This is a genomic window from Enterobacter sp. FB, assembly GCF_000805795.1.
Classification (GTDB): domain Bacteria; phylum Pseudomonadota; class Gammaproteobacteria; order Enterobacterales; family Enterobacteriaceae; genus Enterobacter; species Enterobacter roggenkampii.
In genome coordinates this window covers 89,348-105,828 of the sequence record NZ_JSZC01000004.1, presented here as the reverse complement: position 1 = coordinate 105,828, position 16,481 = coordinate 89,348, and the positions used below count along the sequence as shown (strand labels likewise).

Here is a 16,481-nt window from a genome sequence, read left to right as displayed (position 1 = left end):
GCCTGAGAGGGGCGTAACGTGAAGGGACGATTGGGACAACGACGGGTACTTTTCGGGTGGGTTGTGGTTTTGTGATCTGTGCGGCTTTTCGGCGGGTGGCGCTGCGCTTACCCGCCCTACGAACCGTGATGCGTTCAGGAAACCGGTACTTTCTGGGCCCGATACGCGCTCGGCGAGCACCCCACTAAGCGATTAAAAAAGCGGGCGAAATAGGCCGGATCTTTGAACCCCAGCTGCCAGGCAATCTCGCTGACCGTGCTGTCGGAGAAGAGCAGCAGGCGTCGGGCCTCGCGCAGCTGGCGGTCGAAGATCAGCCGTTTTGGCGGGCGGTTGGCGAAGCGGCGACAGATATCGGTCAGGCGGGATTCGGTCAGGTGCAGCTCGCTGGCGTATTCCGGCACCGTCCAGTGCTGGTGGTAGTGGGTGTCGATCAGCTGGGTAAACCGCTGGAACAGCTTCAGCTCGCCGCGCATGCCGCCTGACGCGTGGTCGTCGAGCTTCGCGTTGCGCAGCAGCAGGGTAAACACCGCCTGGGCCAGCAGGGCCAGCGTATGCTCGCGCCCGGGCAGCTGCTCCGTGGATTCCCGGGCAATCAGCTGCCAGTAGTGCTTCAGCGCCGCCAGCTCGTCCGGCCTGTCGGCAAGCGAAAGGCAGATCCCCGGCAGGCCAAACGCCTCCCGCGTGCCGGGGTAGAGCACCTCCAGCAGCGGCCAGATCAGATCCTCGCGCACCGTCAGCACGTGTCCGTCGCTGTCGGATTCGGTGATAAACGCGTGCGGCACCGATGGCGGCGTCAGGACGAACAGCGGGGCCTGCACCGAATAGCGGTGATCGTCGAGCTGGAGCTCAATTTGCCCGGTATCGAGAAAGTGCATCTGAAAGTACTGGTCGTGACGATGCGCCTGCATGTCGCGGCCAAAAAAGGCCGCCATGCGGGCGAACGACTGGTAGTGCACATCGTCGGTGCCCAGACTTTCGTCGTACTCCTTGCTGATATCAATGTTGGCGATAGGGTTCTGGCACACGATCGTTCCTCTGTTGATCCCGCTGCGTCATCGGAATGCGCGTCAGCACCAGCGCGCCGACCACCAGCAGCCCGGCCACAAACCACAGCCCCGAGCTGAAGCTGCCGGTCGCGTCGCGCAGGATCCCAATCAGCAGCGGGCTGACGGCGGAGCCGACGTTGCCGATGGCGTTGATCACCGCCAGCGCCACCGCGCGGGACTGCAGGCTAATCACCCGATCCGGCGTGGTCCAGAATATCGCCATGGCGGTAAACGATCCGGTTGAGGCCATGATGATGCCAAGCAGCTGGATCAGGCTGTGATCGGTCGCGGAGGCCAGCATCCATCCCGCCGCGGCGAACAGGTACGGCAGGATGGTGTGCTTTTTTCGCTCTTTCAGCCTGTCGGAGCGGCGGCTCCACCAGATCATCCCGAGGATGGTGCAAAACTGCGGGATCGCCGCCAGCAGGCCAATCACGATATTGCTGCTGCCGGTGTTGAAGCTTTGCAGGATCTGCGGCGTCCAGATGTTGATCGCGCTCAGCGTATTGGTCAGGCAGAAGTAGGCCAGCGTGTAGAGCAGCACCGCCGGGGTCAGCACCTCGCGCAGCGTCGAGCGCGGCGTGACGGATTGAGCAATGGCAACCTCGTGCTCGCGGGCGATCATCGTTTTGAGCGCCTGCTTTTCGTCCTCATCCAGCCACGTGGCCTGATCCGGCGTGTCGTTGAGGTAAAACCAGGTCACCACGCCGAGCACCACCGACGGCAGCCCCTCCAGCAGGAACAGCCACTGCCAGCCCTTGAGGTTCCACAGTCCGTCCATCGCCAGAATGTACCCGGAGAGGATCGAGCCGAGCATCATGGTCACCGGCATGGCGATCATAAACAGCGCGTTGGCGCGGGCGCGGTGATAGGCCGGGAACCACCAGGTGAGATAGACCAGAATCCCCGGCAGGAAGCCGGCTTCGGCAATGCCCACCAGCATGCGAAGGACGTAAAGGGTTTCGGGGCTGGTGGCGAACATGGTGCAGGTGGAGGCAATACCCCACACCACCATGATCCCGGCGATCCAGCGGCGCGCGCCGATCTTCGCCAGCATGATGTTGCTCGGGATCCCGCACAGCACGTAGGTGACGTAAAACAGCGTCGCGGCCAGGCCAAACATGGTTGAGGTGAGGCCCAGATCTTTGCCCATCGTCAGCCCGGCGAAGCCGATGTTAATGCGATCGAGGAACGAGAAAACAAACAGGATAAAGAGAAAGACGATCAGGCGTCGGAACAGCTTGTGAATGGCGCGATGTTCAACAGCTTTATTATCATGGGTTTGCAGGGTAGAGGTCGTCATGGTGCGCTCCAGATCTTACGTTTAGTAGACGGATTTATTGTTATTAACTGACGTAACCGGTTTTTCGATAAAGCGTGCCGCCAGCGCTTCCGCGCCGCGGGCGAGCAGGGTCGTGTCGACCCCGACGGCGACAAACCGCGCGCCGAGTTCGAGATAGCGTTTTGCCAGCTGCTCGTTGGCCATCAGGATGCCGGGCGCTTTGCCGGCGCTCAGGATCTGCGCGATCGCCTGTTCAATGGCCGCCTGCACTTCCGGGTGCTGAGGATTACCGGCAAAGCCCATGTCGGCGCTCAGATCCGCCGGGCCGATAAACACCCCGTCGACGCCGTCCACATCCAGGATCTGCGGCAGGTTTTTTAGCGCCTCGCGGGTTTCGATTTGCACCAGCACGCACATGGCGTCGTTGGCCTGGTGCAGGTAGTCCGGGATGCGGTTCCAGCGTGAGGCCCGCGCCAGGGCGCTGCCCACGCCGCGAATACCCGCAGGCGGATAGCGCGTGGAACGGACCGCCAGACGGGCTTCTTCGGCGTTTTGTACCATCGGTACCAGCAGGGTTTGCGCGCCCACATCCAGCAGCTGTTTGATCTGCACCGGATCGTTCCACGCCGGGCGGACCACTGGCTGGCTGGGATAAGGGGCGATGGCCTGCAGCTGGGTTAAGACGGTCTGCACGGTATTCGGCGCATGTTCGGCGTCGATCAGCAGCCAGTCGAAACCAGCCCCCGCCAGCAGTTCGGCGCTGTAGCTGCTGGTCAGCCCCAGCCATAGGCCAATTTGCGGGCGGCCCGCCTGCAGCGCCGCTTTGAATGCGTTTTGCATGGTTATCTCCTAGACAAAGCGGCAGCTGATGGAGCCCATGTTGCCGTAGTCGACGTGGAAGGTGTCGCCTCTGCTGGCGGGCACCGGGCGGGTAAACGAGCCGCCGAGAACGATCTGGCCAGGCTCAAGCTGCACGTCGTACGGCGCAAGCTTGTTGGCCAGCCACGCCACGCCGTTGGCCGGGTGGTTAAGGACGCCTGCGGCCACGCCGGTCTCTTCGATCACGCCGTTGCGGTAGAGCAGGGCGGAGATCCAGCGCAGGTCCAGCTCGTCGGGCTTAATCGGACGACCGCCGAGGATCACGCCCGCGTTGGCGGCGTTATCGGAGATGGTGTCGAACACCTTGCGCGGGCGCTGGGTGTCCGGGTCGACGTTGTGGCAGCGGGCGTCGATCAGCTCCAGCGCGGGGATCACGTAGTCCGTGGCGTTGTAGACGTCGAAGATCGTGCAGTTCGGGCCGCGCAGCGGTTTTGCCAGCACGAACGCCAGCTCCACTTCAATGCGCGGGACGATAAAGCGGTCGACCGGGATGTCGCTGCCGTCGTGGAAGAACATGTCGTCCAGCAGCGCGCCGTAGTCCGGCTCGCTAATCTGCGAGCTGGCCTGCATCGCTTTGGACGTCAGGCCGATCTTGTGGCCCTTGAGCACGCGGCCTTCGGCGATCTTCAGGCTGACCCATTCGCGCTGGACGGCGTAGGCGTCGTCGATGGTGATCGTCGGGTAGTCGAGGGAGATCTGGCGGATCTGCTCCCGGGACTGCTCCGCCTGATGCAGACGATGGGCGATCAGGGTATGGGTGTGTTTATCGAGCATGGCGTATCCTTTATGCGGCTGTTGCCGGGTGGCGCTGCGCTTACCCGGCCTACGTTCGAGCCGTTGTAGGTCCGGTAAGCGAAGCGCCACCGGGCGGAAAAGATGTCTACTTAAACAACGCGTGCACGTTGTTTTGTTTGTAATTAAGCGTCGGGTGCAGCTCGTCCAGCTCAAACGACAGCGCCAGATAGCGGCTCGCCATCAGCGCCGCGAAGTGCGTTTTAATCAGCGCAAACAGCATTTCACCGACCTCTTCCCGGCTCTCCAGACTGCGCCCCGCGCCAATCTTCAGCGTCATATGGACAAAGGCGTAATCGTGCTTGCCGTCGGCCATCTGCCAGGTGTCCAGCCAGTGGGCGCGGCTGCGGATACCGCCGATAGGGAAGATGCCCGTGGCGGCGAGCGCCTCGTTCACTTTGGCGAACAGTCCCGGCAGGTCGGCCTGCTCGCGGATGTTGTCGGTACATTCAGCAATAAAGTGCGGCATGGTGGCTCCTTAGGCGGGCAGCGGGAAAACGGCGTTGACCTGGCCGGTGCCGGAGCTGGCGAACAGCTCGGTGAGAAACTCCACCTTGCCGTCGTATTTGTCCCAGCCGAGCATCCCCAGCAGCATCACCGTGTCGTGCATGTTGCCCTCGCCGTAGCAGTAGTCGGCGTACTCCGGCAGCATGCTGCAGAATTCTTTGAACTGACCCTCGCGCCACAGCTTCACCACGCGCTCGTCCATCTGGCGGTCGAACTCCCGGGTGTAGCTGTTCATCCCTTCTTCCGCGCGCTGGTCGTCGATAAAGCGGTGCGACAGCGAGCCGCTGGCGAGTACCGCCACGGTGCCGTCGTATTTCTCAATGGCGCTGACGATGGCCTCGCCCAGCCTGCGGCTGTCGGCGAAATCGTGAACCGTGCAGAACGCCGAGATGGAGACCACTTTGAAGTGCTTATCCGCGTTCATGTAGCGCATTGGCACCAGCGTGCCGTACTCAAGCTTGAGGCTCGGAATGTTGTGCGCTTTGGCGCGCACGCCACGCTTCACCGCTTCGTCGGCGATCAGCTGGCCGAGTTCCGGGTTGCCGTCGTAGTCGTAGGTCATGTCGCGGATAAAGTGCGGCAGCTCGTTGCTGGTGTAGACGCCCGAAAAATGGTCCGCACAGTTAATGTGGTACGCGCTGTTCACCAGCCAGTGGGTGTCGAACACGATGATGGTGTCCACGCCCAGCTCGCGGCAGCGCTTGCTGATTTCTTTATGTCCGTCGATGGCCGACTGTCGGCAGCCGTGGTTTTTGCCCGGCAGCTCGGAGAGGTACATCGACGGCACGTGGGTGATTTTTGCCGCTAACGCCAGTTTACCCATGATCAGATCCCCCATTTTGGAATCGGGTGGTCGCCCATGGAGATGCAGACGTTCTTCATCTCCGCGAATACCTCGAAGCTGTACTCGCCCCCCTCGCGGCCGGTGCCGGAGGCCTTCACGCCGCCAAACGGCTGGCGCAGGTCGCGCACGTTCTGGGTGTTGACGAACACCATGCCCGCTTCGATATTGCGCGCCAGGCGCAGTACCTTGCTGACGTCCTGGGTCCAGATATACGACGCCAGGCCGTACTCCACGTCGTTGGCCAGGCGCAGCCCTTCTGCTTCGTCCTTGAACGGCAGCAGGCAGGCCACCGGCCCGAAGATCTCCTCCTGCGCCACGCGCATGCGGTTATCAACATCCGCCAGCACGGTCGGGCGCAGGAAGTTGCCGCCTTTCAGGTGTGCAGGCAGATCGACCGGTTTGTCCGGGCCGCCCGCCAGCAGGGTTGCGCCTTCCTCGATGCCGAGGCGGATATAGCCGGAGACTTTCTCCCAGTGCTGCTGGCTAATCAGCGCGCCAATCTGGGTATTTGGATCGGTCGGGTCGCCCACGCGCAGGCGGTTGGCGCGCTCGGCAAAGCGCTTGACGAATTCCGGGTAGATGCTCTGCTGGATGAAGATGCGCGAGCCCGCGGTGCAGCGCTCGCCGTTGATGGAGAAGATGGTGAACAGGGCGGCGTCCAGCGCGCGCTCGATATCCGCGTCTTCAAAAATCAGCACCGGGGATTTACCGCCCAGCTCCATGGAGTACTTCTTCAGCCCGGCGTTTTTCATGATGTTGCGCCCGGTGGAGGTGCCGCCGGTGAAAGAGACGGCGCGCACGTCGTGATGCCGCACCAGCGCATCGCCTGCCGTCGCGCCGTAGCCCTGAACGACGTTCAGCACGCCCGCCGGAATACCCGCTTCGAGGGCCAGTTCGCCCAGACGGTCGGCGGTCAGCGGGGAGAGCTCGGACATCTTCAGCACCGCGGTATTTCCTAAGGCCAGACAGGGCGCGACCTTCCAGGTGGCGGTCATAAACGGCACGTTCCACGGCGACACCAGCGCGCAGACGCCCACCGGCTGCACCAGGGTGTAGTTGAGCATCTTGTCGTCAACTGGGTAGGTCTTGCCGTTCATTTGCTGGCACACCTCGGCGAAAAATTCGAAGTTGTGCGAGGCGCGCGGGATCAGCACGTTTTTGGTCTGGTGGATCGGCAGCCCGGTATCGGCGGTTTCCATGGCGGCGATCTCCGGCACGTTCTGGTCGATCAGATCGCCCAGACGACGCATCAGGCGCGCGCGCTCCTTCATCGGCAGGTTGGCCCACTTCGGGAACGCCTCTTTGGCGGCGGCAACGGCCTGATGGATTTCGGCTTCACCGCCGGAGGCCACTTCAGCCAGGACCTCGCCGGAGGCCGGGTTAGTGGTGTGGAAGTAGTCGCTGCCCGCGACGTTTTTACCGTTGATCCAATGGTTTATCTTTTTCATTTTGCCGTCTCCTCACTCACAATTCGGTTCACCAGGCGTCCCACGCCTTCCACTTCCACCACCACCTCATCGCCCGGCACCACGTCGGAGAGCCCCTTCGGCGTGCCGGTGGCAATCATGTCGCCCGGCTGCAGGGTCATAAAGTCGCTCAGGTAGGCGATCAGGTACGGGATGCTGAAGATCAGATCCGCCGTGGTGCCTTCCTGACGCAGCTCGCCGTTGACGAAGGTGCGCAGGGCGAGGTTGTGCGGGTCCGGAATGGCCTCTTTTGGCACGATGTTGGGGGAAATGGGGGTCAGCCCGTCGCGGCTTTTCACCCGCAGGTTCGGGCGGTAGTAGTTTTCGAGATAGTCACGAATGGCGTAGTCGTTGCAGACCGTATAGCCCGCAACATAGTCCATCGCCTCGGCTTCGCTCACCTTGCGGGCCGTTTTGCCGATGACCACCACCAGCTCCGCTTCATAATGCATGTACTCGACGTTGTTCGGGCGCACCGAGGTCAGGTTGTCTCCGTTGAAGGTGTTCGGCGCTTTGATAAAGACCAGCGGCTCGGTGGGCGGCTTGAAGTCCAGCTCGCTGGCGTGATCGGCATAGTTCAGGCCGAGGGCAAACAGCGTGGCGTGCGGCGGCGTGCTGTGCGCAATAGCGACGTCGCGCTCGTCCATCACCGGGTTTTCCAGCGGTGGAAATCCTTCCGCCAGAATACGCACCCGATCGCCCGGGCGGATCTCAACGCGGCTGTGCGGGGTACCGAGCAGGATCGCATCACCGGGATTAAGGGTGGCGAACTCGCTCAGGGCGCTCAGCAGTTCGGCAGCGTTACGCTGCAGATCGGCGGTGTTCCAGTGGTCCGCTTCGCGGCCGTTGATCTCGGTGATGATGGTCAGGCTATCCACGTTATCAACGGCGACCGGTTCGCCAAGCGGGCAGAATCCGTCCCGGCATTTGGCCTTGATGGCCGGGCGGTAGAAGCTCTCTTCCGGCAGGCTCACCTCGTTGGCCAGCGCATATCCGGCGATGTACGCCGCGGCGTCCTCCACGCGTACCTTGCTGGCGGTTTTACCGACCACCAGCGCTACCGTGGCGCCGCTCAGCACCGTTTCCCCCTGCGGGAACGGAATGGGCTCGCCCGCGCGAATCACGGTGTTATGCGGTTTGATAAACCACACCGCCGTTTTCGGCGGCGTGTTGTAGGGGGCTTTTTCAAACGCCTCTCGCCAGGCTTCGCGCTGGCTCTGATGGTTGAGGGCGACGGCAAAGACGGTACCTTTCATTCACATACTCCTCAGGCCGGAGGTCCGGTTTGGATTTCATTAATATATTAATGATCTGGTTTTATGCTTTTGCTGATTATTTCGCAATCAGAAGTGAAAGATTTGTGATACGAATAACAATAAATTTACATGTTGGTGTTTATTGATATTAAAATCAGAGAGTTAATAAACTTAATGGGTTTCTGTTAGACTTTTTGACGGAAAACGTGTTGTTTATAAAAGCATCTTTTATGAATTGTTTACGTGTTAATGATGTGAAGGGGAGAGGCTATGCATGATTCATTAACCATCGCGCTGCTGCAGGCGCGGGAAGCGGCGATGTCCTACTTCCGACCGATTGTGAAGCGCCATAACCTGACCGAGCAGCAGTGGCGCATTGTGCGCGTGCTGGCTGAACATCCGTCGATGGATTTTCACGATCTGGCGTTTCGCACCTGTATTTTGCGCCCGAGCCTGACCGGCATTCTGACGCGAATGGAGCGCGACGGCCTGGTGCTGCGCTTAAAGCCGCTGAACGACCAGCGCAAGCTGTACGTCTCGCTGACCAAAGAGGGCAATGCGCTGTATGAGCACGCCCAGGCGCAGGTGGAGGAGGCGTATCAGCAGATTGAGGCGGAATTTACGCCGGAGAAGATGAAACAGCTGACGGCGCTGCTGGAAGAGTTTATTGAACTCGGAAACCGACATAACGCAGCGCGGGAAGAAGAGTAAAAACCACAAATTTCAGGATGAATTTCGTAAAGTTTTCCCTTTCCAGGCCGAAAATTCTGTATCTGTCTGAGGAAAGAGAAAACATGTTAAACCGTATCAAGATTGTCACCAGCTTAATGCTGGTTTTAGCGATATTTGGCCTTTTACAACTCACATCCGGTGGTCTTTTCTTTAATGCTCTGAAGAATGACAAAGAGAATTTCACCGTCCTGCAAACCATTCGCCAGCAACAGTCCACGCTGAACGGCAGCTGGGTAGCGTTGCTGCAAACCCGTAATACCCTGAACCGCGCGGGTATCCGCTACATGATGGATCAGAGCAATATCGGCAGCGGCGCGACCGTGAACGATTTGATGCAAATCGCGTCTGCGTCTCTGAAACAGGCGGAAAAAAACTGGGCTGCCTACGAAGCCCTGCCGCGCGATCCGCGTCAAAGCGATGCGGATGCCATGGAGATCAAGCGTAACTATGATATTTACCACGGCGCGCTGGCGGAGCTGATCCAGCTGCTGGGCGCGGGCAAAATCAACGCCTTCTTCGACCAGCCGACCCAGAGTTACCAGGACGGTTTTGAGAAGCAGTACGTGAGCTACCTGCAGCAGAACGACAAGCTGTACCAGATGGCGGTCGAAGACAGCAACAGCTCCTACAGCCAGGCTATCTGGGTGCTGATCAGCGTCCTGATTGCCGTGCTGGTGGTGATCGTGGCCGTCTGGCTGAACATCAAGCAGACGCTGATCTCCCCGCTGAATCGTCTGATCGACAACATTCGCCATATCGCCAGCGGCGACCTGGTGAAGCGCATTGAGGTTCAGGGCACCAACGAGATGGGTGAACTGGCCGACTCGCTGCGTCATATGCAGGGCGAACTGGTGCGTACCGTTGGCGACGTGCGTAACGGCGCGAATGCGATCTACAGCGGCGCGAGTGAAATCGCGATGGGCAACAACGACCTCTCCTCCCGTACTGAACAGCAGGCCGCTTCCCTGGAAGAGACCGCTGCCAGCATGGAGCAGCTGACGGCGACTGTTAAGCAGAACGCCGAGAACGCCCGTCAGGCGAGCCATCTTGCGCTGAGCGCCTCTGAAACCGCGCAGAAAGGCGGCAAAGTGGTGGACAACGTGGTGCAGACCATGCGCGATATCGCGGGCAGTTCGCAGAAAATCGCCGACATTATCAGCGTGATCGACGGTATTGCTTTCCAGACCAACATCCTGGCACTGAACGCGGCGGTAGAAGCGGCGCGTGCGGGCGAGCAGGGCCGTGGTTTTGCGGTGGTGGCAGGTGAAGTGCGTAACCTGGCCCAGCGCAGCGCCCAGGCGGCACGCGAGATCAAGAGCCTGATCGAAGACTCCGTGGGTCGCGTGGAAGTGGGTTCAACGCTGGTCGAAAGCGCCGGTGAAACCATGGGTGAGATCGTGAATGCGGTCACCCGCGTCACGGACATCATGGGTGAAATCGCCTCTGCGTCTGACGAGCAGAGCCGCGGTATCGACCAGGTCGGCCTGGCGGTGGCAGAGATGGATCGCGTGACCCAGCAGAACGCCTCGCTGGTGGAAGAGTCTGCCGCAGCGGCAGCCGCACTGGAAGAGCAGGCAAGCCGTCTGACCCAGGCCGTGGCGGTGTTCCGCATTCAGCAGGAGCAGATGAAAGCGCGTGAGTTCGCTTCTGCGAAAACCGTTGCAGCACCGGCGATGGCGCGTAAAACGGTTACCGCTGATGCAGGTGATAACTGGGAAACGTTCTAACGCCGTATGTTGTGCCGGGTGGCGGCTGCGCCTTACCCGGCCTACGGTTTGTGGCTTTTGCCGGGTGGCGGCTGCGCCTTACCCGGCCTACGGTTTGTGGTTTTGTAGGCCCGGTAAGCGCAGCGCCACCGGGCGATATTACAGAGGCAGGCGCATGGCGCAGCGCGTTTCATACGCGAAACCGTGCGCCGTCTCTTCTTCCCTTTTCTGACGCAGTTCAGGCGTCAGCGTCGTCATTTTTTCAAACCCCAGCCGCGCATAGAATGGCGCATTCCACGGTACGTCCCTGAACGTCGTCAGCGTCAGCGCTGTCATCCCCCTGTTACGGGCATGGTCTGCCACGCGGGCGATGAGCTGCCTGCCGATCCCTTTTCCCTGCCAGTCCAGATCAACCGAGAGTTCGACAATAAACAGTGAAGACGGATGGGCTTCGGCAAGGATAAACCCGACGGGCTGGTCGTTTGCCAGCGCCAGCCAGCTTAACCCGCGTTCGACATAGCCGAGGTGTTGCTCAGCGGAAATGACCTCGCCGTCGGCAAGCCAGGCGAGTGCCGGGAAGTCTCGGAAGCGCCCGGCCGCCGCGCGTTCAATGGCGGGCAGGGCGGCAATGTCGTTGAGGGTGGTGGGGCGAATGCGAAGAGTCATGGCGGCAAGTATAGCCTGACCCGTCGACATTATTCCGAGCAGATCAGCACTGGCGAATAGAAATTGCTGATCACCAGCGCGTCTTCCGGCGTGCGCTCGATCGTCAGAAGCCTTTTATTGCCCAGCGTCAGGCCGGCAACGTATTTTTCAAAGACCCCGGGCGGCATGGCGTCATGGCTAAAACGCTCCACTTTTTGAATAGCGATCTCATACAGTTCGCCCTCCACGTGACGCCATTTAAACATCTCCTGGCGGGAAACCTCCCAGCTGCGTGGGGCATTTACCACGCTGCCGTTAACCGTGATGTACCCGGTTTTGTCGGGATGAAAACGCATAATGATCTCACCGTCAAAGGTGAAATCGTGGTTGTCGCGCCGGTCGGAAAAGGTCAGGTTTCCGTCGCAGGCCACCGACAGCGGGGGCGTGTGAAAGTACCACGCCAGCACGGTGCCCAGCAGCAGCAGGTTGAGGATCAGGGTTAGCCAAACTTTTTTGTGTCTCATCATCACCACTCGTAATAGTAAAGCGTACGACAGGCGCTGGCTTTACCCTGCGTGAGGGAACATTGGGAGAGCACCAGCCGCCCTTCGTGGCCGTAGAAAAGCGTTCTCTGAATGTGCATGTAGAAAATTGAATTTTTCAGGCACGGAAGATGGCCGTCCTTCTGAAGCGTTTGCGCCAGCGTTATTGCCTTCCCGTGAAATACGTCCGCCAGCGGCGTAAAGGTGTAGACCGGGCAGGTGCCGATATGCGTCAGCAGATGGATCTCCCTTTGTGAATTTTCTGGCTTGATCAGCGCGATCCAGAGGCATAGCGCAACGACGACCAGCGTGAGCGCGCCGCAGAACAGACATTCAGGGCGAACGCGCCATGCAGGTTTCGCCGTTTCGGCGGTCGGCGGGGCCTCCTCCAGCGGAGTGACCGTGACGTCCGCGCTGAGCATAAAACCCGTTTTCGGTACGGTAACGATAAGCAGCGCGTCGGGAAGCAGGGCCGCCAGCATCTTGCGCAGAATGCTGATGTACTGGTTTAAGGAGTTGTTAGACCCCTGAAGCCCTCGCCGATCCCAGACTTCCTGGAGAAAGGTTTCCCGTTCAACCACGTTCCCATGATGCTGAACCAGCAGCTTCATGATGGTATTGGCCGTACAGGTGAGGAGCTGCGCATCCTCATCCGGCGCATTGATAAGAGAAACAGAACCGTCCTCGTCGTTATAGACGATGGCGTCAGCAAGCAGGTATTTCATAAGTTGTTGTAATAAAAACAGAGATAAAAAATAAAAAGAGAAGGTCTACGCCTTCCGGGCTGCATTGCTGGCTATTTTAACGCCACTGTTACCGATAACATTGATCCAGACAGGATTTTGGGTGGTTTAATAAGTCAGCGTGATAATCACGTCATCAATAAATTCCCCGGTACCGGTTAGCGGCTGTGCCGGGACCTCGCCGTAAACGGTGTAGTTCTGGGTGCCGCCAGCGGGATTGGTGACCTGCAGCGCATCGCCGCTGCTTTGATCTCCCCAGCGTTGCGTGGCCGCCTCATCCTGCCAGAGCCCGTAGCGCAGGCACTGGCCCTCGTTGTTGCAGAGCTGCCGCTGATTACCGCTGGCATGGTTGCCTTTGCCCATGGCAAGGGTGAATGCGGTTCCTGCCGGGCAGCGCGTGGTCAGGGTGGCGGTGGAACGCGTCGGACGCAGGGTCGCGGTGCTGGTCAGGGTGCCGAAGTTAAGGGGCGTCACGCGCTCGATGTAGCATCCCTGGCTGATTTCGGCCTGCGCGCTGGTGCCGCCCTGCACCTGCTCCCCCTCTGCGGAACCGTCCGAGCAGTTTTGCAGGGCATCCTGACGCAGGGCGCTGTGCCAGGCGATGCGCAGATTCATGTTGTAGTTGTAATAGTGGTAGGCCGGAAGCTGGCTTTGCCCGGCCGGAATGGTAGCGATAAGCGGAAAGGTACCGCTGACGTTGGCATTGCTTTGCGCGGCCAGAGTCTGCTGAATCAGGTTCCCGCTGCTGGCAGGCCCCAGCTCCTGAGAGCGTGCTGCGCCGTTCAGCAGGCGGAAGAGGAGGGTGTACTGTTTTCCCTCCTGGTCCCCCGGCGAGATCATCTCAAAGGGCGGGACGTCTACGCTGCTCAGGCAGACGTTGAGATATTCCGTCCTGCCCTCGTTGTCGGCCTGGCAGCTAAACTTGACCTCGGTGTTGACGGAGGTGGTATTGCCCGCCACGACGTTGCCAAAGTTAATGGCGGGCATGGAGGTTATCCAGCAGGCTGCTGCCATCGCCTTTACGGACAGGACGAGCAGCAATAATAACGGCGCTCTTAATGACACAGTTGTTCTCCCATATTCTGTATAGATGACGCGGTACGGGGCGCCGGAAGCGCGACCCGGCACTCTCCCTCACCGGTCTTCACCACCAGCTCACCCGGCAGGGGCGGATCTTCAAGCCAGATAAAGCCATCGCGGCCCACGATGGTGGCACCCTGCGGCGTTGACACGACGCTGCCCAGCGGGAGCGGCCTGCGGCGGCTGTCGACCAGCCGGGCCTGAACCGTGACGGCGTGATGGACGTTAAAATCGACTTTGACCGCGCTGCTGTTGCCCGGCCTGGCATGCATGTCGGTGACGGGGGCGATCACATCGGCAGGCAGATCGAGCGGGTTAATGCTGACTTTGCTGTTGTGGTAGCGCGGCAGGTCGGTCAGCAGGAGATAACCGTCCTCATCCGTTTCACCGGCCGGGCGGTTTTCCAGCATCACCGGTACGTGCCCAATGCCGTGCGTGGAGACCAGCGCCATGCCCTGCTGGATGTAGCGCAGCGCGTGCAGGCTGCCGTCCAGCAGCGTCAGGCTCCCTTCGGCTGAGGCGTACTGGTTGCGCTGGCTGGCACCTTGCTGCAGCCCAACGTGCCATTCGCCCGCGCGGCCCAGATAGCCTGCGTCTGCATATCTTTCACGTCGTTCGCCAAAGCCCTGGCCCAGCTCCCATGACCAGCCGCCGGCCTCATCGTCCGGCTGGTGGCGGTAATCCATGCGTGGTTTATCCCGGCTGGCCTGAACGGAGAGCGTGTCCTCGCGACCCAATGGGACGGAAAGCAGTAGCTGAACCTGACTCGACGCATCCGTAAACGAGCGGGTATAGCTCAGCGTGGTGGAGATGTGTGCCGGCAGCGACACCGACCAGGAGGCATTGAGGTAGCGCTGCGTGCTGCCCTGAATGTTCTGCTGTACCCAGCCCGCGCCCACGGTGCCGAAGTGGGGGACGGACTGGCTTACCCAAACGCTGTCGCTGCGTCTGACGGGGGCGGCACCGCTCATGCGGGCGTTGTCGGCGAAATCCGCCTCGGTGCGGACGGTGCTGGCAGAAATGCCCGTTCCTCTGCCGTTCCACTGCCAGCCGAGGCCCCACTGAACGCCCTGACCGTAAGGGCTGTCGCTCACGGCAACGTGCTGGCTGACCACCCCTACGGCGGGAGAGACCAGCCAGTCTGCGCCCGTGCCCACGTTGTGCAGCCTGCGCTGCTGCTCCGTATGCAGTGCCAGCGTCAGGTGATTATTCACCCCATAGCGCCAGCCCGCGTCCAGCAGCGGCGAGGCGGCATAGTCGTCGGAGTGCAGGGCGTAGTTTTCCCGCATCCAGCCGATGTCCAGCGAACCGCTGCTGAGCCCTTCCGCCAGCATGCCCGGCGCGCCGTAGAGATCGAGCTGTACGGTGCGACGCTGGCCGTTGATATCGGTAATCACCACCTCCGCCTGCCCGCTTCCGGTGAAGGAGGGCAGGGTATCCAGCAGAAAGTCACCCGGCGTGACGCGCTGGCTGCTCTGCTTAAGGCCGTCGATATACAAATCGACCGTGGAAGGCAGTACGGCCGTGTCGCTGTAGCGGCTGCGCGGTTCAGTATTGAGTTGCGGATTGAGCTCAAAATTACGTGCCCAGTGCAGCCCGCCAAAGCGCACCTGTCGGCTCCAGCGGGCGCCGGTGGTGATGCTGTCGCCCAGCGCCAGCGTGGTCAGCGAGTCGGTGTTGTCCCACTGCCAGCGGGTTTCGAGACGCGTGTGGGTCGGTCGACCGGCGCTGTTTTCCTCCCCGGCATGGCTTGAGAAACTGCTGCTGAACGTTCCGGGTAATCCTCCGGATGCGGTCAGCATGGTCTGGGCGTTGAGCTGGCGCTTCCCCTGCGCATCGCTGGCGTAGAGCGCGTATCCGAGCGTATAGGCGCTGACGGGTTGCGCATCAGGGTAGCGATACATCGGCGCGGGCTTTGAGGCGGTGAGATGCTGCTGGCCCTCGAGTGCGTCAGCCTCTGCGGTAATCGACACCTGCTGGGACAGCACGTCGAGATTAACCTTCAGGCCCGGCAGGGACGTCAGCTCAACCCATTCGGCGCGATCGTCCGGGGCGTGAAGCCCCAGCTTTTTCATGTCGCTGCGGCTTATCCATAACGCATTATCCACCACCCGGCAGGCCCAGAGCTCGCCTCGCGGGGCGTGGTTCACGGTAATGGCCAGCCATTGTACGGTGTCTGCGGGTTCAGTCCGGGCTGACAGCATGAGCGGTAGCCAAAACAGGAGCGCGAGAAGCGAGCGGGCGCAGGGGTATCTGGCTGGCATGGTGGTCATCATTGAGATAGACGCGCAGCGTGCTGAGCGCGTGACGTGAAGCGTGTTTAAGCGGCAAAAGGGCGGTTTGTCCCGGGAGCACATAGCCCGCCAGGCCTTTAATCGACCCGACAACCTGCCCATCGACCGTCAGGGCCTCAAGGTGGCTGAGACGGATGTGGCGGTTTCCGGCATTAAAGCAGCGAAGGGTGGCCGGTATTTCAGACTGCTCACAGCTCAGGGCATCGTGGCTGACGGGCGCGCTCTGGTTCCCGGCAATAAACACCGGAATCGAGTAGCGCAGCAGGAAGTGCACCGCGGTGGGATTTGCGGCACGGGACGTGGCGTCCGGCAGTTCGTCGATAACCAGCCGGTAACTTTGCTCCTGTGCACGGATGCCGGGCTGCATGACGATAATACGCACCAGCTGCTGCTGGCCCGGCGCCAGAGATGTCATCGCTGGGCTGCTGACCACCTCCCCGGTGGCCACCAGAACATCTTTACCGTTTTTTTGCGTCCATTCGTACACCCGAATCTGCGCATGGATGGCCGCTTTCCCACTGTTAGTGAGATAGATAGCCGCTGCCCGCTGGTCGCTCTGCAGATCGAGCGTTACCGGGGCCACCTGAAGCGTGGCGGCCAGCGCGTAGCGTGACAGCAGCGCCAGCATCATGAGCCACAGAATGAAGCAGGAAAGATAGCGACGCAC

16 protein-coding genes are annotated in these 16,481 nt (G+C 60.7%); 2 read left to right on the top strand and 14 right to left on the bottom strand.

Annotated features, from left to right (window positions below; all coding sequences use genetic code 11):
* Nucleotides 1–134: 134 nt before the first annotated feature.
* The 8 genes from hpaA to hpaG form a co-directional block, all read right to left on the bottom strand.
* Nucleotides 135–1,025 (bottom strand): 4-hydroxyphenylacetate catabolism regulatory protein HpaA, encoded by an 891-nt coding sequence (hpaA, locus tag PI91_RS01360; protein WP_039265291.1) that lies wholly within the window; start codon nucleotides 1,023–1,025, stop codon nucleotides 135–137.
* Nucleotides 997–2,349 (bottom strand): 4-hydroxyphenylacetate permease, encoded by a 1,353-nt coding sequence (hpaX, locus tag PI91_RS01355; protein ID WP_039265290.1) that lies wholly within the window; start codon nucleotides 2,347–2,349, stop codon nucleotides 997–999. Before hpaX ends, hpaA begins: the two co-directional genes overlap by 29 nt.
* Before the next feature lie 21 nt (nucleotides 2,350–2,370).
* Nucleotides 2,371–3,168, bottom strand: coding sequence for a 4-hydroxy-2-oxoheptanedioate aldolase (gene hpaI / locus PI91_RS01350; protein WP_039265289.1), 798 nt, complete (start codon nucleotides 3,166–3,168; stop codon nucleotides 2,371–2,373).
* A gap of 9 nt (nucleotides 3,169–3,177) precedes the next feature.
* Nucleotides 3,178–3,981, bottom strand: a complete 804-nt coding sequence (gene hpaH / locus PI91_RS01345; protein WP_021240607.1) for a 2-oxo-hept-4-ene-1,7-dioate hydratase — start codon at nucleotides 3,979–3,981, stop codon at nucleotides 3,178–3,180.
* A gap of 106 nt (nucleotides 3,982–4,087) precedes the next feature.
* On the bottom strand, nucleotides 4,088–4,468 hold the full coding sequence (locus PI91_RS01340; protein WP_008502110.1) for a 5-carboxymethyl-2-hydroxymuconate Delta-isomerase: 381 nt from the start codon (nucleotides 4,466–4,468) through the stop codon (nucleotides 4,088–4,090).
* A 9-nt stretch (nucleotides 4,469–4,477) separates the two neighbouring features.
* Entirely contained in the window at nucleotides 4,478–5,329 is an 852-nt protein-coding gene (gene hpaD, locus PI91_RS01335; protein ID WP_039265383.1) for a 3,4-dihydroxyphenylacetate 2,3-dioxygenase, read from the bottom strand.
* Nucleotides 5,330–5,331: 2 nt separating this feature from the next.
* Nucleotides 5,332–6,798: a 5-carboxymethyl-2-hydroxymuconate semialdehyde dehydrogenase gene (gene hpaE, locus PI91_RS01330; RefSeq protein ID WP_039265288.1), complete on the bottom strand. Its 1,467-nt coding sequence runs from the start codon at nucleotides 6,796–6,798 to the stop codon at nucleotides 5,332–5,334.
* Complete coding sequence (gene hpaG, locus PI91_RS01325; RefSeq protein WP_039265287.1) at nucleotides 6,795–8,072, bottom strand: 4-hydroxyphenylacetate degradation bifunctional isomerase/decarboxylase; 1,278 nt, start codon at nucleotides 8,070–8,072, stop codon at nucleotides 6,795–6,797. Before hpaG ends, hpaE begins: the two co-directional genes overlap by 4 nt.
* Nucleotides 8,073–8,342: 270 nt before the next feature.
* On the opposite strand from hpaG, the gene hpaR reads away from it, so the two are divergent.
* Both hpaR and tsr read left to right on the top strand, forming a co-directional pair.
* On the top strand, nucleotides 8,343–8,783 hold the full coding sequence (hpaR, locus tag PI91_RS01320; RefSeq protein WP_032654998.1) for a homoprotocatechuate degradation operon regulator HpaR: 441 nt from the start codon (nucleotides 8,343–8,345) through the stop codon (nucleotides 8,781–8,783).
* Nucleotides 8,784–8,866: 83 nt separating this feature from the next.
* On the top strand, nucleotides 8,867–10,531 hold the full coding sequence (tsr, locus tag PI91_RS01315) for a methyl-accepting chemotaxis protein (RefSeq protein ID WP_032654994.1): 1,665 nt from the start codon (nucleotides 8,867–8,869) through the stop codon (nucleotides 10,529–10,531).
* A 138-nt stretch (nucleotides 10,532–10,669) separates the two neighbouring features.
* Here tsr and PI91_RS01310 read toward each other — a convergent pair whose 3' ends face one another.
* The 6 genes from PI91_RS01310 to PI91_RS01285 all read right to left on the bottom strand — a co-directional run bounded on the left by PI91_RS01310 (nucleotide 10,670) and on the right by PI91_RS01285 (nucleotide 16,481).
* Complete coding sequence (locus PI91_RS01310; RefSeq protein WP_032655751.1) at nucleotides 10,670–11,176, bottom strand: GNAT family N-acetyltransferase; 507 nt, start codon at nucleotides 11,174–11,176, stop codon at nucleotides 10,670–10,672.
* Between the two features lie 29 nt (nucleotides 11,177–11,205).
* A complete protein-coding gene (locus tag PI91_RS01305; protein WP_025912120.1) occupies nucleotides 11,206–11,679 on the bottom strand; it encodes a hypothetical protein in 474 nt (157 codons plus the stop codon).
* 2 nt (nucleotides 11,680–11,681) lie between these two features.
* Nucleotides 11,682–12,422, bottom strand: a complete 741-nt coding sequence (locus tag PI91_RS01300) for a winged helix-turn-helix domain-containing protein (RefSeq protein ID WP_039265285.1) — start codon at nucleotides 12,420–12,422, stop codon at nucleotides 11,682–11,684.
* 126 nt (nucleotides 12,423–12,548) lie between these two features.
* On the bottom strand, nucleotides 12,549–13,505 hold the full coding sequence (locus tag PI91_RS01295; RefSeq protein ID WP_039265284.1) for a spore coat U domain-containing protein: 957 nt from the start codon (nucleotides 13,503–13,505) through the stop codon (nucleotides 12,549–12,551).
* Nucleotides 13,496–15,784: a fimbria/pilus outer membrane usher protein gene (locus tag PI91_RS01290; protein ID WP_232764371.1), complete on the bottom strand. Its 2,289-nt coding sequence runs from the start codon at nucleotides 15,782–15,784 to the stop codon at nucleotides 13,496–13,498. Before PI91_RS01290 ends, PI91_RS01295 begins: the two co-directional genes overlap by 10 nt.
* Entirely contained in the window at nucleotides 15,705–16,481 is a 777-nt protein-coding gene (locus tag PI91_RS01285) for a molecular chaperone (protein WP_039265282.1), read from the bottom strand. Before PI91_RS01285 ends, PI91_RS01290 begins: the two co-directional genes overlap by 80 nt.

Excerpts from the sequence above, each read along its gene's own strand:
- hpaX (WP_039265290.1), bottom strand. The coding sequence starts at position 2,349 with ATGACGACCTCTACCCTGCAAACCCATGATAATAAAGCTGTTGAACAT.
- hpaI (WP_039265289.1), bottom strand. The coding sequence starts at position 3,168 with ATGCAAAACGCATTCAAAGCGGCGCTGCAGGCGGGCCGCCCGCAAATT.
- hpaH (WP_021240607.1), bottom strand. The coding sequence starts at position 3,981 with ATGCTCGATAAACACACCCATACCCTGATCGCCCATCGTCTGCATCAG.
- PI91_RS01340 (WP_008502110.1), bottom strand. The coding sequence starts at position 4,468 with ATGCCGCACTTTATTGCTGAATGTACCGACAACATCCGCGAGCAGGCC.
- hpaD (WP_039265383.1), bottom strand. The coding sequence starts at position 5,329 with ATGGGTAAACTGGCGTTAGCGGCAAAAATCACCCACGTGCCGTCGATG.
- hpaE (WP_039265288.1), bottom strand. The coding sequence starts at position 6,798 with ATGAAAAAGATAAACCATTGGATCAACGGTAAAAACGTCGCGGGCAGC.
- hpaG (WP_039265287.1), bottom strand. The coding sequence starts at position 8,072 with ATGAAAGGTACCGTCTTTGCCGTCGCCCTCAACCATCAGAGCCAGCGC.
- hpaR (WP_032654998.1), top strand. The coding sequence starts at position 8,343 with ATGCATGATTCATTAACCATCGCGCTGCTGCAGGCGCGGGAAGCGGCG.
- tsr (WP_032654994.1), top strand. The coding sequence starts at position 8,867 with ATGTTAAACCGTATCAAGATTGTCACCAGCTTAATGCTGGTTTTAGCG.
- PI91_RS01310 (WP_032655751.1), bottom strand. The coding sequence starts at position 11,176 with ATGACTCTTCGCATTCGCCCCACCACCCTCAACGACATTGCCGCCCTG.
- PI91_RS01305 (WP_025912120.1), bottom strand. The coding sequence starts at position 11,679 with ATGAGACACAAAAAAGTTTGGCTAACCCTGATCCTCAACCTGCTGCTG.
- PI91_RS01300 (WP_039265285.1), bottom strand. The coding sequence starts at position 12,422 with ATGAAATACCTGCTTGCTGACGCCATCGTCTATAACGACGAGGACGGT.
- PI91_RS01290 (WP_232764371.1), bottom strand. The coding sequence starts at position 15,784 with ATGCCAGCCAGATACCCCTGCGCCCGCTCGCTTCTCGCGCTCCTGTTT.